The sequence below is a fragment of the Belliella pelovolcani genome (assembly GCF_900156785.1).
Classification (GTDB): Bacteria; Bacteroidota; Bacteroidia; order Cytophagales; family Cyclobacteriaceae; genus Belliella; species Belliella pelovolcani.
This window is the reverse complement of the sequence record NZ_FTOP01000010.1, coordinates 20,634-45,809: the sequence shown is the minus strand read 5'-3', so window position 1 is coordinate 45,809 and position 25,176 is coordinate 20,634. Positions and strand designations below refer to the sequence as shown.

At 38.2% G+C, this 25,176-nt stretch carries 17 protein-coding genes; 11 read left to right on the top strand and 6 right to left on the bottom strand.

What is annotated here, in order from left to right; translation table 11 throughout:
• Nucleotides 1–10: 10 nt before the first annotated feature.
• The 6 genes from BW935_RS11840 to BW935_RS11815 all read left to right on the top strand — a co-directional run bounded on the left by BW935_RS11840 (nt 11) and on the right by BW935_RS11815 (nt 9,272).
• The gene (locus BW935_RS11840) at nt 11–340 is read left to right on the top strand and encodes a cytochrome C oxidase subunit IV family protein (RefSeq protein WP_076501750.1); all 330 of its coding nucleotides are present in this window, start codon (nt 11–13) and stop codon (nt 338–340) included.
• An 80-nt stretch (nt 341–420) separates the two neighbouring features.
• The gene (locus tag BW935_RS11835; protein WP_076501748.1) at nt 421–1,089 is read left to right on the top strand and encodes an SCO family protein; all 669 of its coding nucleotides are present in this window, start codon (nt 421–423) and stop codon (nt 1,087–1,089) included.
• Nucleotides 1,076–1,630 carry a DUF420 domain-containing protein gene (locus tag BW935_RS11830; protein ID WP_076501747.1) on the top strand — a complete coding sequence of 185 codons (555 nt, stop codon included), beginning with the start codon at nt 1,076–1,078 and terminating at the stop codon, nt 1,628–1,630. Before BW935_RS11835 ends, BW935_RS11830 begins: the two co-directional genes overlap by 14 nt.
• 32 nt (nt 1,631–1,662) lie before the next feature.
• Nucleotides 1,663–1,926 (top strand): hypothetical protein, encoded by a 264-nt coding sequence (locus tag BW935_RS11825; protein WP_076501745.1) that lies wholly within the window; start codon nt 1,663–1,665, stop codon nt 1,924–1,926.
• A gap of 74 nt (nt 1,927–2,000) precedes the next feature.
• Nucleotides 2,001–5,711, top strand: coding sequence for an ATP-binding protein (locus tag BW935_RS11820; RefSeq protein ID WP_076501742.1), 3,711 nt, complete (start codon nt 2,001–2,003; stop codon nt 5,709–5,711).
• 87 nt (nt 5,712–5,798) lie between these two features.
• Complete coding sequence (locus BW935_RS11815) at nt 5,799–9,272, top strand: hypothetical protein (protein ID WP_076501741.1); 3,474 nt, start codon at nt 5,799–5,801, stop codon at nt 9,270–9,272.
• 74 nt (nt 9,273–9,346) lie between these two features.
• Here BW935_RS11815 and BW935_RS11810 read toward each other — a convergent pair whose 3' ends face one another.
• Nucleotides 9,347–10,117: a YdcF family protein gene (locus BW935_RS11810; protein WP_076501739.1), complete on the bottom strand. Its 771-nt coding sequence runs from the start codon at nt 10,115–10,117 to the stop codon at nt 9,347–9,349.
• A gap of 72 nt (nt 10,118–10,189) precedes the next feature.
• Nucleotides 10,190–10,450, bottom strand: a complete 261-nt coding sequence (locus BW935_RS11805) for a hypothetical protein (RefSeq protein ID WP_076501738.1) — start codon at nt 10,448–10,450, stop codon at nt 10,190–10,192.
• A gap of 191 nt (nt 10,451–10,641) precedes the next feature.
• Between BW935_RS11805 and BW935_RS11800 the strand changes: the two genes are divergently transcribed.
• Together BW935_RS11800 and BW935_RS11795 are read left to right on the top strand one after the other, a co-directional pair.
• On the top strand, nt 10,642–13,587 hold the full coding sequence (locus BW935_RS11800) for an FAD-binding and (Fe-S)-binding domain-containing protein (RefSeq protein ID WP_076501736.1): 2,946 nt from the start codon (nt 10,642–10,644) through the stop codon (nt 13,585–13,587).
• 142 nt (nt 13,588–13,729) lie between these two features.
• Nucleotides 13,730–16,951 carry a UvrD-helicase domain-containing protein gene (locus tag BW935_RS11795; protein WP_076501734.1) on the top strand — a complete coding sequence of 1,074 codons (3,222 nt, stop codon included), beginning with the start codon at nt 13,730–13,732 and terminating at the stop codon, nt 16,949–16,951.
• Here BW935_RS11795 and BW935_RS11790 read toward each other — a convergent pair.
• The gene (locus BW935_RS11790) at nt 16,941–17,261 is read right to left on the bottom strand and encodes a hypothetical protein (protein WP_076501733.1); all 321 of its coding nucleotides are present in this window, start codon (nt 17,259–17,261) and stop codon (nt 16,941–16,943) included. The genes BW935_RS11795 and BW935_RS11790 overlap by 11 nt on opposite strands.
• Nucleotides 17,258–17,482 carry a hypothetical protein gene (locus tag BW935_RS11785; RefSeq protein WP_076501731.1) on the bottom strand — a complete coding sequence of 75 codons (225 nt, stop codon included), beginning with the start codon at nt 17,480–17,482 and terminating at the stop codon, nt 17,258–17,260. Before BW935_RS11785 ends, BW935_RS11790 begins: the two co-directional genes overlap by 4 nt.
• Before the next feature lie 367 nt (nt 17,483–17,849).
• Between BW935_RS11785 and BW935_RS11780 the strand changes: the two genes are divergently transcribed.
• Nucleotides 17,850–20,705 carry a PD-(D/E)XK nuclease family protein gene (locus BW935_RS11780; RefSeq protein ID WP_076501730.1) on the top strand — a complete coding sequence of 952 codons (2,856 nt, stop codon included), beginning with the start codon at nt 17,850–17,852 and terminating at the stop codon, nt 20,703–20,705.
• Nucleotides 20,706–20,763: 58 nt separating this feature from the next.
• On the opposite strand, the gene BW935_RS11775 is transcribed toward BW935_RS11780, so the two are convergent.
• Both BW935_RS11775 and BW935_RS11770 read right to left on the bottom strand, forming a co-directional pair.
• Nucleotides 20,764–21,384 carry an alpha-ketoglutarate-dependent dioxygenase AlkB family protein gene (locus BW935_RS11775; protein ID WP_076501728.1) on the bottom strand — a complete coding sequence of 207 codons (621 nt, stop codon included), beginning with the start codon at nt 21,382–21,384 and terminating at the stop codon, nt 20,764–20,766.
• Between the two features lie 106 nt (nt 21,385–21,490).
• Nucleotides 21,491–23,734, bottom strand: coding sequence for a Tex family protein (locus BW935_RS11770; RefSeq protein WP_076501727.1), 2,244 nt, complete (start codon nt 23,732–23,734; stop codon nt 21,491–21,493).
• 143 nt (nt 23,735–23,877) lie between these two features.
• Here BW935_RS11770 and BW935_RS11765 point away from each other — a divergent pair, with 143 nt between their 5' ends.
• Nucleotides 23,878–24,456 (top strand): TlpA family protein disulfide reductase, encoded by a 579-nt coding sequence (locus BW935_RS11765; protein WP_076501725.1) that lies wholly within the window; start codon nt 23,878–23,880, stop codon nt 24,454–24,456.
• Nucleotides 24,457–24,513: 57 nt separating this feature from the next.
• On the top strand, nt 24,514–24,969 hold the full coding sequence (locus tag BW935_RS11760; RefSeq protein ID WP_076501723.1) for a YciI family protein: 456 nt from the start codon (nt 24,514–24,516) through the stop codon (nt 24,967–24,969).
• Nucleotides 24,970–25,176: the final 207 nt, after the last annotated feature.

The window sequence follows — 25,176 nt, the reverse complement described above, 5'->3', positions numbered from 1 at the left end:
CATATTTATTATGGCAGCACAAGAAAATAAAACTAGCTTGGAAGTAATTCCTAGAGATAATGCTAAAATTATGAAAATCTGGAAAACAGCCGGGATCCTATTGGCGATCACTGCGGTTGAATTCTTGATGGCTTTCACTATGGATAGAGGACTTTTACTTTATTTCCTCTTTATTGTCTTGACAATCTGGAAAGCCAAATATATCATGATGGAATTTATGCACCTTGGTGAGGAGGCAAAGCCTTTATTTTACTCGATCATAGTCCCGCTTATATTCTTGGTATGGTTGGTGATTGCTTTGATGCGTGAAGGTACCGATATCTTTATGTTAAGGTGGTAATAATTTCCTTTTGTAAAAAAAAAGTAGGTTGGGGGTAGACTCTCCAACCTACTTTTTTGTTATATGTTAAATTAAAACTTATGAAGGGACTAAGGATTTTACAGGGCTTTGTGTTATTATGTATCTTAATGATCCCTGTTCTAATTATCGTCTTTTTGAAGACAATGAGTACAAATAGTTATGATATCCCAATTTATTACGAGGCGGGTGTAGATAATCCTTTTTTGGAATGTGATTTTGAAGATGGTAAACAGCATAGGATACCAGAATTTAGGTTTACTTCTCATCTCAATCAGGAAATTGGAAGCTTGGAGATGAAAGGTAAGGTTACCATTGTAGACTTCTTCTTTACTTCTTGCCCAAGTATCTGCCCTGTGATGTCTACTGAAATGGAGCGTGTGGATGATGTGTTTAGACAAAATGACGATGTACAAATCTATTCTATATCAATTGATCCAGAGTATGATACGCCTGAGATCCTTCAGTCTTATGCAGACCTGCATAGAGCTACCCCAGGTAAGTGGCATTTTCTGACGGGTGACAAATCTGAGATATATGATCTTGCTAGATGTGGATTTATATTACCTACTATTGATGGTGAGGGGGTTCCTGATGACTTTGTTCATTCTGATAAATTTGTCTTGGTAGATGAAGAGGGAAGAATCAGAGGATATTATAGTGGTACCAATAGAGAAGAAGTTGATCGTTTGATAGTAGAAACAAAAATCTTGTTGTATGGAAAAGAATAGTTTAATGAATAATGCAGAGGACAAAGGGATTATTAGGATAGTAACTGTGATAGCGGTGGCTGTTCCTATAGTGGTTGCTGTATTGCTGTTTATGCCGACTAAATTAGATTTGGCGAGTGATTGGGTATATTTCTTACCTCATCTCAACGCAGTGATCAATACTGCTGCTACTATTGCTTTGATTGCTGGATTGATATTTATAAAGAATAAAAATATACAATTGCATCGTGCATCCATGACTACTGCTTTTACCTTGGGAGCGGTATTTTTGGTTTCTTATGTGATATATCATGCTTCAGCTGAAAGTACTTCCTTTGGTGGAGAAGGATGGATTAGATCTGTATATTTCTTTATATTGATCACACATATTATTCTAGCTGCTGTGGCTCTATTTCCTATATTGTTGGCGTATTATTATGGCTATACAGATCAGCGGGATAAGCATAGAAAAGTAGTGAGGTTTGCCTATCCAATATGGCTCTACGTGACTATAACTGGGGTGGTAGTATACCTAATGATCAGTCCTTATTATAGCTTCTAAACTATCTTTTGAATTCCAGCGTTATTAAAGTCATGACAAAGCTTTCAAAAATCTTCTTTTTATTCATTGGGTCAATGATGATCCAAATATCTTCATTTGCACAATGTGCCATGTGTAGAGCTTCAGTAGAGAATAACGTCAGCAATGGTGAAACTACGATTGGTGCTGGTTTGAATACGGGTATTTTGTACCTCTTCACCATGCCATATCTCATTGCTGCTGTGATTGGTTTCTTATGGTACAGAAATGCAAAAAAGAGAAAGTCTAAATTTATCTTTCAGGGAGAAAAGTTTTAGTATGATTTTTGAATTTAGTAATAAAAGGAGCAAAGTTTGATAATAGACTTTGCTTTTTTACTTTTATCAAGATTATGCTCAAGAAAAAACGACTGATTCTTTTATCATCCATTTTCGCCATAGGGATTCTATTGGCGATGAATTATTTTGTTGGAAGAGGACATTCAATTGATAAATTTTCAGATCCAATTCAGGAGAGAATCAACGAGATAGAAAAGGAGTTCGACGAGGATTTCATAACTTTATTGATGAATAATCGACCTGAGGATACACTTAATTTTTCGAAGTTAATTATTGATAATCACCATCCTTATTTTTTATTTGATGCTTCAGATCAGCTTGTTTTTTGGTCAAACTTTCTTCATTCTCCCGATTTAGAAAATATTGATAAATCCAGAGCACACCAGTTATATGAAGATAGCAGAGCCATTTATTATCTCAGATTAAGAAATGTAAAGAGAGCGGAAAGTACCTACTGGTTGGTACAACTATATCCGCTCAATTATAAAAGAGAAGTTCAAAATGATTTTTTGAGAACTGGGTTGAATCCAGAATTGTTTGGCAACAATAGAGTTCAATTATTTTCTGAAGCTGACGCTTTAGCATCAGCTCATCTGAAGAGTATCAAAGGAGAATATATATTTTCAATAAGGTTTGAATCAGGCTATCAGCCCGTGACCAAAGAAAAGAATATCACACTTTTAGTATTCTTTTTTTCCTTGCTCTCACTTGTAGTTATTCTAGGTTATGGCTTAGTATCTACTATATGGTACAAGGGCAAGCGTAATCTAGCTATTGTTTATTCATTGGGGATATTATTGACGATTAGGGCTTTTATGCTCTTTTTTCACTTTCCTCAAGATTATTTTGACTTCGAATTATTTGACTCTAGTAAGTATGCTTCTTCTTGGTTCAATCCTAGTTTGGGAGATTTATTACTAAATACAATATGTTCATTGATAATTTTTTTATTGATTTTGGCTGTTTTCGCAGGGAAAAGTTTTCAACAAAAATTCAATCAATTTAGATCTCGCTTCAAGCCAGGTCTTTTTGTCTTTCTTGCATATACAGGGTCAACAATTTTGTTGATGTTATTTTATGGTCTCTACATTAATATTCTTAGCAATAGTCAATGGGACCTCAATATTCTGTCGATTCCATCTTTTGATTATTTCAAGCTAATCAGTTTACTGATTATATTTTTCGGAGGAGCGATGTATTTACTTTTTTCCATTTTAGGGATCAATTTAGTGTTGAGTGGAGAGAAAATTGAGAAGATTGTAGCTTTGAGGATTTTGCTCTATTTTTCTGTCCCTGTAGGAGTTTTTCTTGGGTATTACAATTGGGTTTACTTTATTGCCTTTTCTGCTCACTTCATTCTTTTGTTTTCAATCATCAGTTTTGAGCTTTACAAGAATATTTTCAAGTTAGGCTTCAATACTTTTTTGACATTCTTCTTTGGTTGTCTTATTGGTGCTGTGATTACTGGAATAGCTTCACATGAGGTTTTTTTGGAAAGGCAGCTTCAAGCTAAAGTTAGATTTGGTACACAGCAGCTAGTAGAAAATGATGTTATGGCCGAGTTTTATTTAGCAGGCATCATGGAAAGGATCAAGAACGATCTTTTTATAAAAAACACCCTTATCGATCCATTCCAATCTAACGAGGCAATTGAAAGGAAAATTAGAAAATTTCATATCATCAATTACTTTGATCAATACGATCTAAGGGTAAAGGTATTCAATGCAATCGGTGATAACGTCATAGATCGGTTATCTGAGGAAAAGCTACAAGACCTGCGAATGGCCTACATCAAAAGTGATAATGCAACATCAGTTAGAGATTTATACTTTGTCAAAGGGCTAGAGGAAGGCTTTGGGAATAGGTATGTGGTTTTTATCCCATTATATAGAGATGACAATTTCATTGGAACTGTTTTTCTGGAATTGCGACAACTGAAAATTCAACCTTCGGCTGTGTTTCCTAAGCTGTTGATGGATAGGAAATACAATGTCAATTATGGAGAAAGAGATTTTGATTTTGCTGTTTTTGAGGAAGGTAGGCTTTCATATTCAGTTGGTATATTTAATTATAGGGCATTAGATTTAGAGATGTTTCAGACTAATCCCAAGCTGAAATCATCAGGGATTTATCTTAGAAAGTATCATCATCTAGCTGTAGAGAATGAAGAAAGAATGGTGGTGGTCTCCACGCCAGTTTATCCTGTTTATTACATTTTAGCTGATATTTCTTTGTTTTTCGTAGCCTTCATTATTTTGACTTTATTGAGTATCCTCTGCTTTACGCTTAGAAATGGTGTTCGAAATTTCAATTTTAATTATGCTACCAAGCTTCAGATGTATCTGAATTTTGCTTTCTTCTTCCCGATTCTAATTATTAGTTTGATTATCATTGGATTATTGACCAACTCTTACAGGGAGGAACTACATAGGCAGTACTTTCAAAAAGCGTCCTTGGTGGGAGATAATCTATCTGCAGTATTGGAGCGGCAAGCGATAGGTGAAGCTGATCGAGATGATTTTGTAGAAATGGTCAATAACCTCGCGGGCACCACCAATGTAGAGATCAACGTTTATGATTCTGAAGGACATCTATTGGCTACTTCTCAGCCAAATACTTTTGATAAAGGAATATTGACTAAATATATTAATCCTAGAGCGATCTCTGAGGTAATCGAAAAGCAGAATAATAGATCCTTACTCGAAGAAAGTATCGGGGAATTGAATTTCAAAACTGTATATCTAGCAATCCGATCCTCAGATAGTCAGCAGATTCGCGCCATTGTTTCAATTCCTTTTTTCGAATCCGAGTCTGAACTTGATTTATTGATTGCAGATGTATTGAGTAATATTGCCAATATTTTTGTGCTGATTTTCATCATTTTCCTTTTTGTTTCTTATTTCGTATCGAAGAATCTGACGTTTCCTTTCAATCTGTTGACTCAAAAACTGAAAAATACAGATTTGGACAGTAATGAACCCATGTACTGGCCTACAGACGATGAGATAGGTCTACTTGTCAACGAATATAATAACATGCTATTTAAGCTAGAAGCAAGTAAGAAGACCCTTGCCAATACTGAAAAAGAATCAGCATGGAGGGAAATGGCTAAACAAGTGGCTCATGAGATCAAAAATCCACTTACTCCTATGAAGCTTACCCTTCAGCATCTACTTCGACTTCAGACGATGGGTAAATTAGATGATACGGAAAAACTCAAAAAACCGATAGAAACGCTGATTCATCAGGTGGATACACTGAGTGATATCGCTACATCATTCTCTACTTTTGCCAAGATGCCATTGCCTAAAAATGAAATCATGGACTTTAGAATTGTGGTGCAAGAGAGCATAGAGTTGTTTAAGAATCGAGAAAAGGGAACATTGAAACTTGAGGACAAAACCAATGCAGTCCCGCTTATGGTCATAGGAGATGACCAGTTGTTTGGGAGGGTCATCGCTAACCTGATCATCAATGGTATCCAAGCCGTAGAGCCTCCCAAGAAGCCAAAAATTGAAGTGACTTTGGAAGTGAAAGATGAAAGTAAGGTTGTCTTAAAAATCAAAGATAATGGCAAGGGAATCTCGGATGATCTGAAGGATAAAATATTCATTCCGAATTTTAGTACCAAATCAGAAGGCTCTGGTCTGGGATTGGCAATCGCTAAGAGAGGAGTAGAGACTGCAGGTGGGAATATATGGTTTGAAACAGAATTAGGAAAAGGTACAACCTTCTATTTAACATTTGACTTGACTAGTCAATGATAATCACTGATAAGCATTCATCTACCTGAAAAAGTAACATTATTTTATCGTCTAAAATATTACCTTAGTAAACATATTAGTCATTAAATGTTTGCTTTGAGAAGATTTTTACTGCTGGGGATCATCATACTTTCATCATCTTGGGTCAGCGCTCAGGAAGAGAACTGTAAGTGGTTTGCTGTAGAACAGCTCAAAAGTTGGACTTTGTTAGATTCACTTTCCGTCATTGAAGAAACCATCAAAATCCAAGACAAAAATAAGCAAGCTTATACCTTTAAATACAGCTTGAACTCTGGTGCAATCAAAGTTGATCTCGAGGAAGATTTGAGAACGGATTCGCTTCAAATTTGTTATCAGACATTTCCCTATAGCTTGCATCAGACGGTAGCCAGGAGGACATTGATGCAGGATTATGATTCCATGGCCATGTTTAGAGATAATAGGGTGCAAGCTATTCCTGCTTTTGATTTTCGAGAGGAGCTTTTTCCGTCTACTAACCTTTATAAGTCAGGTAATTTGACTAGAGGAGTGTCATTTGGTAATACTCAGAATGTTTTCGTAAACTCTTCATTAAACTTGCAGATGTCAGGAGAACTATCCGAAAACCTTAACATCAGGGCGAGTATCACAGATCAAAATGTACCATTTCAGCCAGAGGGAAATACACAGCAGTTGCAAGACTTTGATAATGTGTTGGTGGAGATTTATAATGATAAATTCAATTTAGCAGCTGGGGATGTGGTTTTGAGGCAAAGAAAATCTGAATTTTTGCGCTACTATAAAAATGTACAGGGAGCACAACTCACCACAAATTACCAAATAGGAGATAAATGGAAGGTGTCAACTCAAGCGGCTGCATCTGTGGCAAAGGGAAAGTTTGCCTCGATACAATTGGAGATTTTTGAAGGTACTTTGGGCCCATACAGGATTCCCGGTCCTCAAAACGAACGTTTTGTCATTATCATGGCCAATTCAGAGCGAGTTTTTTTGGATGGGAAGCAATTGCAGCGGGGTTTTAACTATGATTATGTCATAGATTACAACCAAGGGGAAATCACCTTCACACCCAATGTACTGATTACTCAATATTCCAGGGTAAGAATTGACTTTGAGTATGCTGAGAGGAATTATTCTAGGTCAATTCTTACAGCGAACCATATTCAAGAAACAGAAAATGTGTCTCTCTACATGAACTTTTATAGAGAACAAGATAATAGGAACAGACCCTTGTTTTTTGAGTTTTCGGATGCAGAAAAAAGTCTGTTAGCTTCAGTTGGGGACAACCTAGAAGCGGCTGCAGTACCTCGAGTTGATTCCATTGCTTTCGACCCAAATAGGATTCTATATCGAAGACTGGAATCATTTGATGATAGAGGACTGCCTGTCGTTTTTTATGAATACTCCACCAATCCCGAAGAAGCTTTTTTTGCAGTCAGTTTCTCAGAGGTAGGTCAAAGAAATGGGGATTATATCCGCTCACAGCAAGTAGCGAATGGTCCTGTTTATGAATATGTGCCCAGAGTAAATGGAGTGCCTCAGGGTCGGTTTTCCATACTTTCCCAACTGCCAGCCCCCAACAAGCGGCAAATGCTCACTGCAGGTACTAGGGTCAAATTAAGCGCGCATGAACAAGCTTATACAGAATTTGCATTTTCAAATACGGATGATAATTTATTTTCAGAATTAGACAATGAAGATAATAGTGGTTTTGCGTTGAAGTCGGGAATACTGTCAGAGAATAGAAGTTTTCAAAAAGCAAAAGGATATAAATTCAATGCACTTACTGAATTTGAGTATAACTCTTCCAGCTTTAGCTTCATTGATCGATTGAGATATATTGAATTTGATAGAGATTGGAGTTTGACCCAGGAGGATTTACAATCTTCTGCCAACGAGCGCATTTTCAATACCGAAGTGTCTCTAAGGAAGGATGCTGATCAGGCATTTTCTTACAGATTCAATTTGAGAAATAGAGGCGAAATTCTTGCAGGTACACAACACCTGGCTACGCTCAATCAGGTTGTGGGTAAGCGCATCTATGTCAAAAATGAATTCTTCAAGCTTGACAGCGATATTCGGAATCTCAACTCTGATTGGCTTAGGTATACAGGTGATGTGAGTTATAAAAGTAAATACTTAGTCCCAGGTTATAGGCTGATGTTAGACAGGAATGCTGTAAGTAATGTGGAGACAGACTCTGTAGTAAGCACTGCCATGAACTTTTTGGAACAGCTGATCTATATCAAGTCTAATGATACCTTACCCTATTCTTTTTTTGCAGATGTGAGTTGGCGAGAAGATAAGTTCCCGGTAGCGGGGCAGTTGGTGGCGGATACAGAGGCTTTTGCCACGAATTATGGTTTACGAAGACGATTTGGGAATCATGATTTCAAGGGAACATTCACTTACCGAGAACTTCGTTTTGTTCGGTTGGCACAAGAAGTAGAAACCACAGTTCTAGGGAAAATCGATTATCTCAGTAATCTCTTTGAAGGGAATCTGCGAAATGAACTTTCTTATGCTTTGGGTAACGGGAGAGAATTCAGGAGAGAATTTGTCTTTCTCCCTGTTCCCACAGGAGAGGGTACGCATGCTTGGAGGGATGACAATGGGGATGGAGTACAGCAACTGAATGAATTTTATGTAGCCGTGAACCCTGAGGAAAAAAACTTCATCAAAGTGTTTGTCCCGACGACAGATTTCATTCAAGCTTATTCTACTATTTTCAATTATAGGCTCAATGCCAAGTTTCCAGACGCTTGGAGAAAGGAAAAAGGGATGAAGGTATTTCTCCAAAAGTTTTCAAACACGACAAGTTTGAGTATTGAGAAAAAGATCACATCTAATGAGTTTTGGGAAAGGATCAATCCTTTTGTAGGAGGTTTTGCAGATGAAGACTTGATCTCAGTGAGACAGGTGATTAGAAGCTCCTTTTTCTTCAATAGAGCATCGCCTAAGTATGGCTTTGACCTCTCTGTTTTTGACAGTCAAAATAAACAGTTGCTTGCAGGTGGCTTTGATGATTTGCTTCAGAAAGATTGGAGGCTTAATACTCGATTCAACTTCAATCCTACTTTGAATTTGAGGTTTTTGCTGATGTCAGGAAATAGAAATGCAGCTTCCGATTTCTTAGAAAATAGAAATTATAATATAGAGCAATATGGATTGGGTCCAGAGCTTGCTTGGCAACCTAGCAGTATCTTCCGAGCCACAGTTATGTATCAATATACTGATAAGGTTAATATTGCGAATCAGGAGATTGAAGAAAAAGCCATTCTTAATCAGTTGGGATTAGATTTCAGGTATGCCAAAGCGATCAAGACCACACTGAATGCAAACCTGAAATATACGCGGATCGATTACAATGGACAACCAAACTCACCCACTGGATATGAAATGCTCCAAGCATTAAATGTAGGAAATAACCTCACCTGGACCTTCAATTGGCTTCAAAAAATAGGCGAAGGCTTACAGATGAATATGGTCTACGAAGGAAGAAACTCCCAAGGTCTGGGACGATTGGTACATGTAGGACGTATGCAGGTGACTGCTTTATTTTAGGTATTAATTTTTAGCATTCCTAGTACATCAGTGGTTTGTTGGCTATCTAAAAGTGCAATTGCAGAAAATCATAATTATAAATAACCGGCAACTTTATACATGACAATACCTACCCACTCTTTGAAGAGCTTTTGCCATATAAAAATAGCATAAGGATCAGGATAAATTAAGATAGGCAAGTCAAATTTCCTATTGTAACCATAGTAGTCAACCGGGAAAGTTTCAGTTGATAAACCCACCTTGTCAAAACAACCCTTAGCACGATTCATATGAAAAGCGGAAGTAATCAATAGGTGTGTTTGCTCAGCGGGAATATTATTTTGATTGAAAATCTCCTTGGTTAATGCTGCATTTTGATAGGTGTTTTTGGCTTTATTTTCTATCAGTATATCGGCCTCTTCAACTCCAGCGATCAACATGAAATCCCTAAGCAGTTCGGCCTCTGTATTGGGATTGCTAGGATTTAAGCCTTGGCCTCCCGTGATCAGGATTTTTTTGATTTTCCCTAATTTATAGAGCTGTATAGCTTGTGTGGCCCTATCAGCGCCTTTGTTGAAGAAAGTTCTGTCATACACTTCTTTGCTCAAGTTGGTAACTCCAGTTAGCACGATACCATATTCGAATTCAGGTAGTGAAGCAATAATCTTGTAGTCAGGTTCCCAAGCATTGATAGCTTCATTACTCAGAAATTGATTACTAAACAAAAACAGTAAAATTACTCCACTAGCGAGAGATTTTACTCCTGCTTTTTTTTTGATTTTGACTAATCCAAAAACAATCAAAATCATACAAATACTCAATGGCATGACCAAGGAGCTGAGAAATTGAGAAAGGTAGAAAAACATAGATGCTTGGGATTTTGGAGAAAGATAGAAAAACTGGGATTCAAAAAAAATAAGGCTGTCTGGCTGTTGGGTTTAGCCGACCATTAAAATGTAAAAAAATGTACTGATCAAGATCCCAAGAATTACGAAAATCAGTATTGAATACTGACTACTTTGTGACTTTCTTTCAAATCGTTCTGCAATCAATTCTGTGTATAATTCAGGGTCATTGTTTTGAGTTTTGACATGTGGACGTACATAGGGACTATCCGACATCTTATTTCTTCCTGATCGGAGGTTTCGATTATCCTTTGTTGACTGAATCATGGTAAATCCTGATGTACCGCCTGCCATAACTTATTGCTTTGTTTGACTCAATATAATCAACTTGTATCTCCAAACAAAATGAGTTAAATATTAAACAGTCCAAATGTTTGTATGGTTGAAAAGATGTGTTGAGAAATAATTAATGAATTTTCAATGATTAGAAGTTTTTCTCTACAAAAAATTAATATTGCTTTGTATCAATTGCCTATTTTTGAATCATGACCCCAGATCAACAAAACCTATTGCCAAGATTAAAAGAGTTAGCAAATCAACTTCAGGGAGAGTTGAAATTCGATTCTTTGACTACAACACTTTATGCCACTGATGCCTCTGTGTATAGAGAGATACCTCTTGCAGTTGCTTTTCCGATGTCGGAGATTGATATTCAAAAATTGATCGTATTTGCCAGAGAGCATAAGACATCGTTGATTCCAAGAACAGCAGGTACATCATTAGCTGGTCAGTGTGTTGGGAATGGGATCGTGGTAGATGTTTCTAAGCATTTTACCAAGATTCTGGAATTCAACGAATCAGAACGGTGGGTTAAGGTGCAGCCTGGAGTGGTCAGAGATGAACTCAATAGATTTCTCAAACCTCGTGGACTTTTCTTTAGTCCGATCACATCTACTGCAAATCGGGCGATGATCGGAGGGATGGTAGGTAATAATTCCTCAGGGACTACATCTATTGTATATGGTACGACCAGAGAGAAAGTCATGGAACTGAAAGTGATTTTGAGTGATGGACAGTCGGCTATTTTTGGCGCAGTTGATCTAGATACGTTTGAACAGAAATGTCAATTAGAAAACCTAGAAGGTGTACTTTATAGACAAGTTAGAGAGGAGCTTCAGGATAAGAAAACGCAGCAGAATATTCGTGAGAATTTTCCTAAAAAATCCATTCATAGAAGGAACACAGGCTATGCAATGGATTATTTGTTGGATTCTGAGATTTTCACAGCAGGAGGGGAAGCTTTTAACTTTTGCAAATTACTGACAGGATCTGAGGGAACCTTGGCATTTACCACAGAAATTAAAATTTCTTTGGATCCACTACCGGACCCTGTAGAAGTCGTGGTAGCGGCACATTTTGAAACCATCAATGAGAGCATGAAAGCTGCTCAAGTAGCAATGAAGCATCATGCTACGGCGGTGGAGTTGATGGATAAGATAATCTTAGATTGTACCAAAGAAAGTATTGAGTACAGCAAAAATCGCTACTTTGTAGAAGGTGATCCTATGGCACTTTTGATGGTGGAGTTTACAGGGAAGTCTGAGGCTGAAGCTAGGCAGAAGGCTGAACTTTTGATTAATGACTTACAATATGCTGCCTTAGGTTATGCTTATCCTGTGATAGAACCAAGCATGACCAAGTCTGCTTGGGCTTTGAGAAGTGCTGGGTTAGGTTTATTGGCAAACATTCCTGGGGATAGAAAGGCCGTAGCCTGTATAGAGGATACTGCTGTGGATATTGAGGATTTGGCAGCTTACATTGAAGAGTTTGACAAAATGATGGAGGCCTATGGACAAGAGCCAGTTCACTATGCCCATGCTGGAGCAGGGGAGATACATTTGAGGCCTATTTTGGATCTGAAGAAAAAGGAGGATCAAGAAGCATTCTATAATATTTCTCTTGATGTGGCCAAATTGGTGAAAAAATACAATGGGTCACTTTCTGGAGAGCATGGAGACGGGAGAGTAAGAGCGCCTTTTATTCCTTTGATGGTAGGGGAGGAAAATTATCAGCTCTTTAGACGAGTTAAATACACTTGGGACCCTGATAATATTTTTAATCCGGGCAAGATAGTGGATACGGCACCAATGAATTCATCACTTCGCTATGAAGCAGAGATGAAAACACCCGTCCATGATACGATACTTAATTTCGATCAAGTGGGTGGCATTTTAAGAATGGCAGAGAAGTGTAATGGCTCTGGAGATTGTAGAAAACTCCCAGAGTCTGGAGGGACGATGTGTCCGAGCTACCAAGCTACTCGCAATGAAAAAGATACTACTCGGGGGAGAGCCAATACATTAAGAGAGTTTCTGACCTTGGATAAAAGAGGAAATGCTTTTGACCACCCAGAAATTAAAGAAGCATTGGATTTGTGTCTTTCATGTAAGGGTTGTACAGCAGAATGTCCTTCAAATGTTGATATGGCATCTATGAAAGCGGAGTTTCAGTATCAATATTATAAAGCGCATGGAATACCCCTCAGATCCAAAGCGTTTGCTTATATCAATGATTTGAATGAGATTGGATCAAGAGTTTCTGGCTTGGCTAATTTCGGTCTTTCTAATAAGCTCACGAGTGGATGGATGAAGTCATTCTTAGGAGTAGCTCCACAAAGGAGCCTACCAAAGATAGCATCTCAAAGCCTGAGGTCTTGGTATAAGCAACACTATGCTGGATTGACAAAGCCGAACAGGCATGTCAAGTCCCTCTATCTTTTTATCGATGAATTCACCAATTTCAATGACCCAGAGATAGGAATTATAGCAATCAAGCTCTTAAATAGGTTGGGTTATGAGGTCAAAATAGTGGATCATGAGGAGAGTGGTCGCTCGGCGCTATCTAAAGGGCTTTTAGAAAAAGCGCGTCAGCATGCAGATGCCAATGTGAGCATATTCCATAATATTATTGATGGGAATTCTCCTTTGGTTGGAATAGAGCCATCGGCGATTTTGAGTTTCCGAGATGAATACCCAAGATTGGTATCTAGGGAATTGGTAGATGCAGCTAAAAAGTTAAAATTCCATACACTCACCATAGATGAATTTATAGGGAGAGAAATAGCGGCAGGGAATATTACTTCAGCTTCATTTACTCAAGAGTCGAGAACGATCAAATTGCACGGCCATTGCCACCAAAAGGCCTTGTCATCTATTTCATGGACACAGAAGATATTGACTTTGCCAGAAAACTATACAGTCGAAGTAATTCCTTCTGGCTGCTGTGGGATGGCAGGGTCATTTGGCTACGAGGTCGAACATTATGAGCTCAGCATGCAAATAGGGGAGATGGTACTATTCCCTGCTGTGAGAAAAGCTGATGCTGAAGTACTGATAGCTGCACCTGGTACTTCCTGTAGACATCAAATCATAGATGGAACACAAAGATCCGCTAAGCATCCAGTTGAAATATTGTGGGATGCATTATTGTGAAATAAGCTGAATTTATATGGGTATGATTTGATTATCCCTTAAGCTAAGTTTGTTGAAGGAGTTTTTTATTCCAGACACCTTCTGTCAATTTCTTTTTTATTTAGCTGAATTAGGTTTGTTTTGCTTATATTAATTTTTAACTATGCAGACCATGCCTTTCATCATTTATAAATCCTCCGCAGGTTCAGGTAAAACATATACCCTGACCATGGAATACCTCAAACTGGCGCTTACAACCCCTGAGAGTTTTAGGTCTATCCTTGCTGTAACCTTCACCAACAAGGCCACGCAAGAAATGAAGGAAAGGATCATCAAAGAACTGAAGCGATTGAAAACTGCCGTAGATCCTACTCAGAAAATGGATGCGGAAATCATGACTGCTTTGAACCTCAGACCAGAAGAAGTGATGCAGCGCGCTTCTCAAACTCTTACGGCAATCTTACATGATTATTCCAGATTTTCAGTCAGCACCATTGATAGTTTTTTTCAGCGTGTAGTACGTGCATTTGCAAGAGAGATGGATCTCAACGCCAAATTTGAAGTTGAACTGGATCAAGATGCTGTCTTGGAAAAGGTGGTAGATAGGGTCGTGATGCAAGTCATGGAAGATGAATTTCTTCACAAATGGCTAGTAGATTATGCCGTAGAGCAAATCCAAAATGGTAAATCTTGGGACATCCGTAAAAATATCAAGGACCTTGGAAGGCAAATTTTTCAAGAAGACTTTAAAAAATATGCACCTGAAATTCGTGCATTCTTGGCAGATAATAAAAATATCAGTCAACTCCAGCAGTTTATAAAGGATAGAAAGAAAGAGCTGATCGATATCACGGTCAAGCTCAAAGAGCAAGCTAACGAAATCAGAATGGCCAATGGCTTGGAATGGACTGATTTCAAAGGTTCAGGCGGTTCCTTTGCCAAGAAGTTTGATCAGCTTGGGGATAAAAATTCCCCAGTCCCATCTTTGACCGATAACTATGCGCTGCTCCCTTTTACAGAAGAGGGCTGGTATACCAAAACCAGTAAGCTGAAAGACCAAATCTTGGCCGCGAGGTCTCAAGGGCTTGCTCAAATTTTAGAGCAATTTCGACCCCTTGAAGCCAAGTGGAATAGCCTCGATATGATCGGAAAGCATATTTATGTCTATGGTGTTTTTAAAAACATGCTGGAAGAACTCACACTTCTCAAGGACGAGGAGAATATGTTGTTGATTTCTGATGCGAATGAATTTTTGAAGGAAATCACCAAGGAAAATGATGCTCCTTTTATCTATGAAAAGGTAGGAAACCAATTTAAGAATTATCTGATAGATGAGTTCCAGGATACATCGGGCTTTCAGTGGGCTAGCTTTAAGCCACTCTTAGAAAACTCCTTAGCTCAAGGACAGACGAACCTTTTGGTAGGAGATGTGAAGCAGTCTATCTACAGATGGAGGGGAGGAGAGATGAAGCTTTTGCTTGAGCAGGTAGAAGATGAGATTGGTAAGGAGCAAATTCAAAATCATAACTTGGATACCAACTTTAGAAGTTTGCCTAATATCATCAAATTCAATAACGCACTTTTCAAAACACTTGCGCGATCTTTTGAAGAAACGGTTCAATCAGCCTTTGCTGCATCAGACGATGGATTGATTGCAAAGGCATATCAGGATGTGTCTCAGAAAATTTCAGAACGTAAGGATCGATATCCGTTTAAGGGAAAAGTCCAAATCAGTTTTTTGGAAGATGATAAAGATTTGGAGGAAGAAGGGAAATTTGACGCATTGGCCTTGTCTCGATTGCCAGATATGGTTATGTCTTTACAAGACAAAGGTTATGAGTTGAGAGACATTGCTTTTTTGGTTCGCACAAAGGATCAAGGTGAGGATATTGCAGATACATTAATGCTTTATGGTGCTGAAAATCCAGATTCCAAATACAGTTTTGATGTTTTATCTAATGAAAGTATGTACCTGTTCAAAGCCGCAGCTGTTAAAGCACTTTTGGCAGGACTTCAATATCTGCATAATCCTGATGATCAAGTTCAGTTCAAGACCATGTGGTATTACAGGGCTATATTAGCTGATGAGCAGGTGAATCACGAGCTTTTTGCTTTAGGAAAGATTCCAGACTATATGAAGCCTAAAGTGCAGGAGTTTCATGCAAAAGAAAAAATGCTCTTACAATTGCCCCTGATGGAGGCAGCAGAAGAATTGATCGCATTATTGGGTTTGCAAGAATTCGAAGTAGAAAAGGCCTACATTTCAGGTTTCAAAGAGGCTATTTATGACTTTACCTCCAGCAACAGAGCAGATTTAGCAGGTTTTTTGGATTGGTGGGAGGAAAACCAAACCAAAAGAACTGTAAAAATCCCCGAGGGACATAATGCCATGCGTATCATGACCATTCACAAGTCCAAGGGGCTGCAGTTTAAGGTGGTCATCATGCCCTTTTTGAAATGGGATATTTTTGATCAAAGGAAAAGTAATGTGGTCTGGGCACCTTTTGAAGATCAAGAGAATAATTTGTCAGCTATTATTCCTTTGACATTGAATAAGCAATTGGCAAAATCTGATTTTGCCGATATCTATACTTCGGAAGTTATCATGGCTTATTTGGATAGTTTGAATATGATATATGTTGCCTTGACTCGAGCGGAAGAGGTGTTCATAGGAATGGCGCCATTCAAAAAGGACATCAAAAATCATAATAATCTCCAAGCGCAATTGCAGTTGGCCTTGACAGGGGCAAGAACCTCAGGAGAGGAGTTGAAGTTCTCCGAATACTATGATGCAGAGACCAAAGTTTTTGAACTTGGAGCATGGCCAGAAAAGCAAGCTCTAGTCAAAGCCACGTCCTCACCAAGAGCTCTGAACTGGAACTATCAAAACTGGGCACAGCGACTTCAAATTAGAAAATATGCTGTAGATTTTTCAGCTGATGGCCTAGAGCAGCGAAAGAAAAGAAACTTTGGTTTACTGGTACATGAAATTCTTGAAGTTTCCAAAAGTATGGAGGATACCAGGCTCTTCTTGGATAAGTTTTATTACGATGGTCGTTTGAGTTTGGAAGAAAAAGAGGAGGTCGCCCGTCAGCTTCAGGCCTTATTTGACAATTCACTCTTTTCATCCTGGTTTGATACAGATGGTCTGCTTTTAGCAGAGCAAGGGATTTTGTTGCCAGGAGGCAAAATGAAAAGACCAGATAGGATTATTTTAAAGAAAGACCAAGCGGTGGTTGTAGATTTCAAGACGGGAGAAGCTCGTGAAAGCCACAAAAATCAAATTCAGGAGTATATGAAATTAGTGGCGCAGCTGACTGGTAAGTCTACTAATGGCTATTTATGTTATTTAGAAAATGGGGAAATCGTATCGATTATTGATTAGTGCGTTTCGCCCATAATTTAGGGTTTTGGCTGGGGTGAAAAATCCCCTCAATTTTGATTTGTTTGTTTTTCTCGTCAATCCAAAAATGTATCAAATGTTGAAAAGGTTTGATTTGTGCCATTCTTATATTGGAATATTTTACTTGATATAGGTCTGGAGTGCTTGAAATACGAGTAATTATGCGTTCAATAGATTTTAAAAAACTTGAAGTGATTTTCTCGTCTTTTAAGGTCTCATTAAAATAGTCAATGTTATTCTTAATATCCTTCCTTACAAGTGGGTTAAAAAGTATTTTGTATTGGGTTTTCATTTTAAGGAATCTCTTAGCTCTTCCCATGTTAAATAATCAGAATCTTTAGCAGCTGTTACCCGTCTAAGGATCTCTTCTTTTTGCCATTCTGGTAAATTTTCTATTTCAGAAGACTCAATGGTTGTTTCTTTTTCTTGGATTTTTTCTATACCCAAACTTTTTATTAATTCCATAAATAGTTCGTACCTGTTTTCTGGAATATTTAAAGTTACTCTTCTCATTGATTTTCAAGTTTTGATTTCTAATATAACAAATTCGAAGCTTTTTTGAACCTCTATTTTTAAATTATGTATATCTGTTCACTTATACGTAGCCAAACAATTATAAGTATAATGTACGACTCCATGCTCAGTTGGCTAGGCTATGGCGCACGAGGTGTTTGCTGTCGTCTGTTGATAAGAATTTGCAAAATGTAATACCTTTTCTTTCACAACGTGCGACATTTTGGATACTTATGTTTTAAATTTTGCCATGTTCAACACTTTTAACGATCTAAATGATTTTGTTGAAAATTTTTAAGTCAATCCATGTCAATTATTTTTTATCCTTGCTCATTTAACGTTTTTTTGTTTAACAACATTTCTCTTTATGAATAGCTTTTTAAAAAATACAGCTCAGCACATTTTATCCAAGCATCAGGATCTTCGGAATCTTTGTATAGTTCTTCCTAATAGAAGGGCTGGTCTTTTTTTTACACAGCATTTGGGTACTTTGATTGAGCAAGCCACCTGGCTTCCAGAAATCAAAACCATCGAAGATGTCTTTTATCAATATGCAGCACAGCGGCCTGCTGATGAATTATCATTAATTTTTGAGCTGTATAAGGTCTATCAAGGGATTCATCCAGAGCCAGAAGCATTTGATAAGTTCTTTTTCTGGGGTGAAATGATTCTCAAAGATTTCAATGATGTGGATCAATTTATGTCTGATTCAAATAAATTGTACCACTATCTTTCTGAAATCAAAGATTTGGAGTCAGACCTAAGCTTTCTGTCTGAAAGTCAGATAGAATTAATCAAGCAGTTTTGGAGTTCTTTTCAGCATCAGGATAAGACTCACCAAGAGAAGTTTTTGAAATTTTGGAGGTTACTAGGACCACTTTATGTAGCATTCCAAGCTTCATTGGATGTTTCAGGATTGGCCTATTCTGGTAAGTTATACCGTCAAGTTGCTGAGAAAATTGAGACACTTCCTAAGCCTGACAAGCAATATGTTTTTATAGGCTTCAACGCCTTCACAGCCACTGAAGAAAGACTGATTAAGCATTTTATATCGGTATTTGAAGCAGAAATATATTGGGATATAGATGATTATTATCTTTCGGATAAAAATCAAGAAGCTGGGCTCTTTTTTAGAGATTATCAAAAAGATAAAATATTTGGGCCAACTTTTCCTCAAGATATCCCGACTTCGATCCAAACCAAGCAAGCCAAGATCAAGACCTATGCTACTCCCTTGAAGAGTAATCAAGCCAATTTGGTAGGAGCACTTCTAGCTGAAGTAAAGGAAGAAAAGGCATGGGAAGAGACAGTACTTATATTACCTGATGAGCAGATGCTTTTTCCCATTCTTCATTCACTTCCTGAGCAGATTGAGAAGGTCAATGTCACCATGGGTTATCCTGTCAAAAACGCTCCTGTTTATGCTTTCCTAGAGGCTGTTTGGGAGTTACAACGCTACGTCAAAGTGGAGGAAGGGAAGGTTGTGTTTTATCACAAGCAGATCAAAGACCTGTTGTCAACCATCTATCTGAAATCAGAAAATGCAGCACATGTGAAACATTTGATTTCTGAAATGCAGGAGAAAAATCAGATTTATATTACTCAGGAGGCATTGCATCAAGGGGGAGATTTTTTCAAACTCGTCTTTCAAAAGTTAACAACGGATCAGCTTTTTCCTTATGTGTCGGAATTAATGGAAACCTTAGCGGCTAAGCTAGAAGGGGAGCCCATTCAGCAGTCTTATTTATACCAATGCTTCAAACAGCTCAACCGTTTAAAGGCTATTTTTGATCAAGAGCAGATCACTAAAGTAGATATTGTGTTTTTCATTAGTCTTTTTAGACAAATTTTCAGAGAGGTCAAGTTACCATTTGAAGGAGAGCCTCTTCAAGGGTTGCAAATCATGGGTGTTTTAGAATCTAGAAACCTGGATTTCCGAAGGGTCATTATTTGTAATATGAATGAAGATAGTTTTCCTCCATCAGGAGCTTTGAACTCCATGATTCCTTTCAATATCAGAAGAGCTTTTGGACTACCAGTACAGGAACAAAATGACGCCATCTACGCCTATACATTTTATCGCTTGCTACATAGTGCTGAAGAAGTACATATGATCTATACGACTGCCTCAGATCAAGGGAAAGCAGGAGAAAAAAGCAGATACATACAGCAAATGATGGTAGAAATGGGGATAAGTGATGAAGAAGAAGTGATCTATGTTCCAGTAGACCTTAAAAACACGGATGCAATCACCATAGAAAAGGAGGTGGAAATTCAGCAACTAATGGAGCGCTATGTAATCCAAGAAAGAGGAGAGTCGCTTACCGCTTTTTCTCCATCAGCATTGAGTGTGTACCTTGACTGTAGGTTGAAGTTTTATCTTCAGTATATCGCCAATATTCAGGAAAAAGATATGGTAAAAGAGGAAATTGATGCTGCTGTTTTTGGTAATTTGGCACATTACAGTATGGAATTTCTCTATGAAGGATTTCAAAAGCGGAGTGGAAGAGATACTTTAGAAAAAGCTGATTTCAAATCACTAAAGGAAAACTGGATTTTTCCTGCTATAGAGTTGGGAATTAGGAGATTTTATCATTTGGAAGAAAACGCTGAAACCAAGCTCAGTGGTCAAATGGCCATCGTCAGAGATGTGCTTCAAAAGTATATCATTAGACTTTTGGAAATAGACGAGGCTGATGCTCCTATCCGATTGGTTTCTATGGAAAAAGCGCACCGGGCTAATTTTAAAATTCAAACAGCCAATGGTACCAAGGAGATTGCATTGAAAGGACTTATAGATCGGGTAGATGAGCACAATGGGGTGGTCAGATTGATAGATTACAAATCAGGAGGAGACAAAAAAGATTTCAATGGTGTAGCTAGTTTATTTGATAGGGAAGATAAAAATCGAAATAAAGCAGCCATGCAAACCATGTATTACGGCCTGCTTTATCATTCCATGTATCCTGAAAACACCTCGCCCCTAAAGCCTGCAATCTTTAATTTTAAGGAGATTTTCAGTCAAGATTTCAATCCATACCTACAGGAAAAGCAAGAAAAGTCCAAAGTGGAGGTATTTGATTACAGGACGTTTCAAGTTGATTATGAAAATGGACTGAGAGGTCTACTGGAGGAGCTTTATGACCCTAGCCAGCCTTTTGATCAAACAGAAGACTTGAAAAAATGTAGCTACTGCCCTTATCAGGGGATTTGTGGTAGGTAAGATTATGCCTTTGAAATTCATCAAAAGACTTTAAAAGAGTTGAAAATGTAGCAGTTACCTACTTTGGGGGAAAGATTTTTCTGAAAGTCAAATTTATTCTTCCAGCTTGAATACCTGCTCTTTTAGGTACTTGGTGTTCCCAATACTTTTGTGTAGCTCCCTGCATCAGAAGAAGAGATCCATTACCTAAGGTAATTGACTTTTTTTCACTTTTGTCGCTGTATTTCCTGAATTGGAAAACCCTCTCCTGTCCAAAACTTAAGGAAGCGATCACAGGATTATTGCCTAGGGATTTTTCATTGTCCCGATGCCAACCCATGCTATCTTGCCCATGTCTGTAATAGTTGAGAAGTACGTGAGTAAATTCAGTATTGCAGACATGTTCTACTTTGTCTTTGATATCCAGTAGTAGCTTGTCCCAAGCTACGGTTTCCATAGTGATGCCTGAGTAGCTGTAGGGAATAGCAGGATCCCCATAAAGAGCAGTGAGCCTAGGCTGCATGATTTTTTTACCAAACATCCAGATAGGTTCTTGGTGCCAAGTTATATCTTCAATGAGTCTATTGAAGATTGATTGGGAGGACGGAGGAGAAAAAAAGCCTGGAAAATAATCCACATCTCCTAATTCTGAAATAATTTTCAGTGGTTCGTTTTGTTCAAATAGTAAGTCTTTTACCATAGAAAATGTAGATTAGGAGTCTCTTTTTCAAACGTATAAGAAGTAACTCCCAATCTACATTTTGGTTTGATCAGAGTAGTATTAAGGTTGATCTTTAAGAATGGAATTACCTGAATTTTCCTTTCAACATTGCCAGCTTGGTAGCCAAATCTCCTTCGACTTCTACCGCCGATTCTTGTTTGGCCTTTCCTTTTGCTTTTCCTCGCTCAGCAAAAGGATCAGACTTCATGCTTAGGCCAATTCGCTTTCTCGCGATGTCTACTTCCATGACTGTGACTTCTACTTTTTGATTGACAGTCACCACTTCGTTTGGATCGTTAATGAATTTATCCGCCAGATGACTCAAGTGAACCAAGCCGTCTTGATGAACGCCAATATCCACAAAAGCACCGAATTTGGTGATGTTGGTAACAATGCCTGGAAGTTTCATACCCACCTTCAAATCAGACATTTCATTGACTCCTTCTTGGAAATTGAAAACCTCAAAAGTCTCCCTAGGGTCCCTACCCGGCTTTGATAATTCTTCCATGATATCTTGAAGGGTTGGCAAACCAACGGTCTCCGAAACATAATTTTTGAGGATGATCCTTGATCTCAATTCTTCGGAACTCATCAGATCCGTCACCTTAGCACCAAGACTCTTGGCCATGGACTCAACTAATTCGTATCTTTCTGGGTGTACAGCTGATGCATCTAAGGGGTTTTTGGCATTTCTGATTCTTAAGAATCCAGCGGCTTGCTCAAATGCTTTTTCTCCTAATCTAGGTACTTTCTTGATCTCTGATCGACTTTTAAAAGGACCGTTTTCAGTCCTATAGTTCACAATGTTTTGAGCCAATACAGGACCTAAGCCTGACACATAAGTCAACAATTGCTTGGACGCGGTGTTGATTTCTACTCCCACTCCATTGACACAGCTCATCACAGTATCATCTAAGGAATTTTTCAAGGCTGATTGATCTACATCATGCTGGTACTGACCTACACCAATGGATTTGGCGTCAATTTTGACAAGTTCAGCCAATGGATCCATCAGTCTTCTCCCGATCGAAACAGCTCCTCTCACAGTCAAGTCCAAGTCAGGAAACTCTTCTCTTGCTACATCTGATGCTGAATAGATGGATGCGCCACTTTCATTGACCATCGTGATGATGACATGCTTTGGTAACCCTAGACTTTTGACAAATGACTCAGTTTCTCTGCTTGCAGTTCCATTCCCAATGGCAATAGCTTCGATTTTGTGTCTCTGTACCAGTTCTTTTATTGTAGCACCCGCCTCGGATGTTCTTTTTTGTGGTTCATTGGGAAAAATAGCATCATAGCTCAATAATTGACCCTGGGGTCCTAAGCATACTGTTTTGCAGCCTGTTCTGAACCCAGGGTCAATTGCCATGACGGATTTCTCCCCAAGAGGGGCAGCCAAAAGCAATTGTCGGAGGTTCTCTGTGAAAACTTTGATGGCATCTTCGTCAGCTTTTTTCTTTGTGTAAAGTCTCACTTCCGTTTCCATGGAAGGCTTGAGCAATCTTTTGTAACAATCCCTGATGGCAAGCTTCACTTGCTCCACGGAGCTATTTGCCTCATTTTCCAAAATCAAGCGGTCCATCAAGGTAATTGCAGAAATTTCTTCGGGGCAAGAATCTAGCATGAGAAATAATTCCTTTTCCCCCCTTCTCATAGCAAGTACCCTATGCGAAGGAGCTGTCTTGATCGGTTCTGACCAATCAAAATAGTCCTTATACTTGATGGCATCTTGCTCTTTACCTGGAATTACTTTTGAAACAAATTGACCCTCTTCGATAAAGAGCGTTCGCATTTTTTTTCTGAGCTCTACATGCTCGCTTATCCATTCTGCCATGATATCTCTGGCACCTTGAAGAGCATCCTCAATGCTGATAACTTCTTTTTCTTCAGAAATATACTTTGAAGCTTCCTCTTCCAGGTCAATAGAGCCTTGCTTAAAAATTAAAGTTGCTAGCGGCTCCAAACCTTTTTCCTTGGCAATGGTGGCTTTGGTTCTTCGCTTTGGTTTATAAGGAAGATAAAGGTCTTCCAATACAGACATGGTTTCTGCTGAGTTAATCTTACTTTCAAGCTCAGGTGTAAGTTTTCCCTGCTCTTGGATTGATTTCAAGATAGCCTCCCTACGTTTGTCCAAATCTCTCAATTGCTGTGCACGGTCTCTGATGGCAGCTACTTGTACTTCATCTAAGCTTCCAGTGACTTCTTTTCTATATCGAGAAATAAATGGAACTGTTGCTCCCTCGTCCAATAATGCAATGGTATCAGTGACTTGCTTGAGTTTGATGCTCAGCTCCTCGGCTATCTTCAAATAATGATCTATATTCATAATTTCCGTGTTTACTTCCTTTCAAGTTCGCGCAATTTAGACTTTATTAAAAAGCTTTGGAAAGGATATTTGGAGATATTGTAGCTTTTATCACTAAGGTATTGGAAATGTGTTGGTAATTTTACCTTGATAATTTCATTGAGATGAACTGGAAAAAAGAAATAAAAAGTTGGGGGTTGATATTGGCAGTATTTGCCTTTTTATATTTTACTGGACTGATTACACCGATCATGGGTGGCCTGCAATCAGTCTTGCTTTCGACAGGATTGATCAAGCCGAAAATTACCTTAGTTAACAAGGAGAATTTAGACTTTGATTATAGCGGTAGATTTCTAAATGTAGATGGGCAAGTAGTTAATCTGGGAGATTATAAAGGAAAAACAATTTTCATTAACCTATGGGCGACTTGGTGCCCGCCATGTAGAGCAGAGATGCCTCATATCTCAGAACTTTATAAGAAAGTTGGCAATACAGAAAATCTAGAATTTTTGATGATTGCTTTGGATAAGGATTTTGAAAAAAGTAAAAAATTACTCAACGATAAAGGATGGAGCTTTCCCATCATTCACGCATCCTATGGGCTTAATCAATCTTTACAATCCGAATCTATACCTACAACCTTGGTAGTCAGCCCAGCAGGGAAAATCATATTTTACCAAGAAGGCATGAGTAATTTTGATACGGAGGAGTTCAGGTCTTTCTTGATAGGCAAGGGTTTGTAGCAATTTGAGCAATAAATAGCTAACTTAGATTTTATTCACCCTTTAGAATCTCTAATTATGAAAAGTTTTATACTACTTCTGTCATTGACATTGCTTTGTCAATCTAATGCTACTGCTCAGAATGAAAATTTCGATGCTGAATTAGCAAAGAAACTTGGTGCAGATGACTACGGAATGAAGACTTATATCATGGCATTCTTGATGGCAGGGGATAAGGTAGCGGAATATTCACCTGAACAAAGAGCGGAAATACAGAAAGGTCATATGGCAAACATCAATAAACTAGCAGAGGAGGGGAAATTGATTCTTGCAGGGCCGTTTATTAACGGAGGTGAAAAAAGAGGGATTTTTGTTTTTGATGTGAGTACAAAAGCTGAGGCAGAAAAATTAACAAATACAGATCCAGCAATTCAAGCCGGAGTTCTCAAAATGGAGCTGATTGAATGGTATGGAAGTGCTGCTTTGATGATGCTGTCAGAGTTTTACCCCAAGATCCAAAAGAAAGACTTTTGATTAGCATCATCAAATAAGTTGAAGTCATCTCAACAAAATCATTTCTACTTTATTTTTTTCGAGTTGAACCTTTTCGTTCCTTTCTAAATGATATCCTTAGAAAATTGATCAAATAGCAAACGTTTGCATTAAATTTTTTACTCAAAATAGAGCTGAATTTTATAATAAAGCTTTTTTAAAGAGGTTTAATGATCTAATTTCGGAAGA

Bases quoted from the DNA above. Each gene is read 5' to 3' on its own strand.
- BW935_RS11830 (WP_076501747.1), top strand. From the start codon at position 1,076: ATGGAAAAGAATAGTTTAATGAATAATGCAGAGGACAAAGGGATTATT.
- BW935_RS11795 (WP_076501734.1), top strand. From the start codon at position 13,730: ATGCAGACCATGCCTTTCATCATTTATAAATCCTCCGCAGGTTCAGGT.
- BW935_RS11800 (WP_076501736.1), top strand. From the start codon at position 10,642: ATGACCCCAGATCAACAAAACCTATTGCCAAGATTAAAAGAGTTAGCA.
- BW935_RS11785 (WP_076501731.1), bottom strand. From the start codon at position 17,482: ATGAGAAGAGTAACTTTAAATATTCCAGAAAACAGGTACGAACTATTT.
- BW935_RS11770 (WP_076501727.1), bottom strand. From the start codon at position 23,734: ATGAATATAGATCATTATTTGAAGATAGCCGAGGAGCTGAGCATCAAA.
- BW935_RS11760 (WP_076501723.1), top strand. From the start codon at position 24,514: ATGAAAAGTTTTATACTACTTCTGTCATTGACATTGCTTTGTCAATCT.
- BW935_RS11825 (WP_076501745.1), top strand. From the start codon at position 1,663: ATGACAAAGCTTTCAAAAATCTTCTTTTTATTCATTGGGTCAATGATG.
- BW935_RS11820 (WP_076501742.1), top strand. From the start codon at position 2,001: ATGCTCAAGAAAAAACGACTGATTCTTTTATCATCCATTTTCGCCATA.
- BW935_RS11810 (WP_076501739.1), bottom strand. From the start codon at position 10,117: ATGTTTTTCTACCTTTCTCAATTTCTCAGCTCCTTGGTCATGCCATTG.
- BW935_RS11835 (WP_076501748.1), top strand. From the start codon at position 421: ATGAAGGGACTAAGGATTTTACAGGGCTTTGTGTTATTATGTATCTTA.
- BW935_RS11765 (WP_076501725.1), top strand. From the start codon at position 23,878: ATGAACTGGAAAAAAGAAATAAAAAGTTGGGGGTTGATATTGGCAGTA.
- BW935_RS11780 (WP_076501730.1), top strand. From the start codon at position 17,850: ATGAATAGCTTTTTAAAAAATACAGCTCAGCACATTTTATCCAAGCAT.
- BW935_RS11805 (WP_076501738.1), bottom strand. From the start codon at position 10,450: ATGGCAGGCGGTACATCAGGATTTACCATGATTCAGTCAACAAAGGAT.
- BW935_RS11775 (WP_076501728.1), bottom strand. From the start codon at position 21,384: ATGGTAAAAGACTTACTATTTGAACAAAACGAACCACTGAAAATTATT.
- BW935_RS11815 (WP_076501741.1), top strand. From the start codon at position 5,799: ATGTTTGCTTTGAGAAGATTTTTACTGCTGGGGATCATCATACTTTCA.
- BW935_RS11840 (WP_076501750.1), top strand. From the start codon at position 11: ATGGCAGCACAAGAAAATAAAACTAGCTTGGAAGTAATTCCTAGAGAT.
- BW935_RS11790 (WP_076501733.1), bottom strand. From the start codon at position 17,261: ATGAAAACCCAATACAAAATACTTTTTAACCCACTTGTAAGGAAGGAT.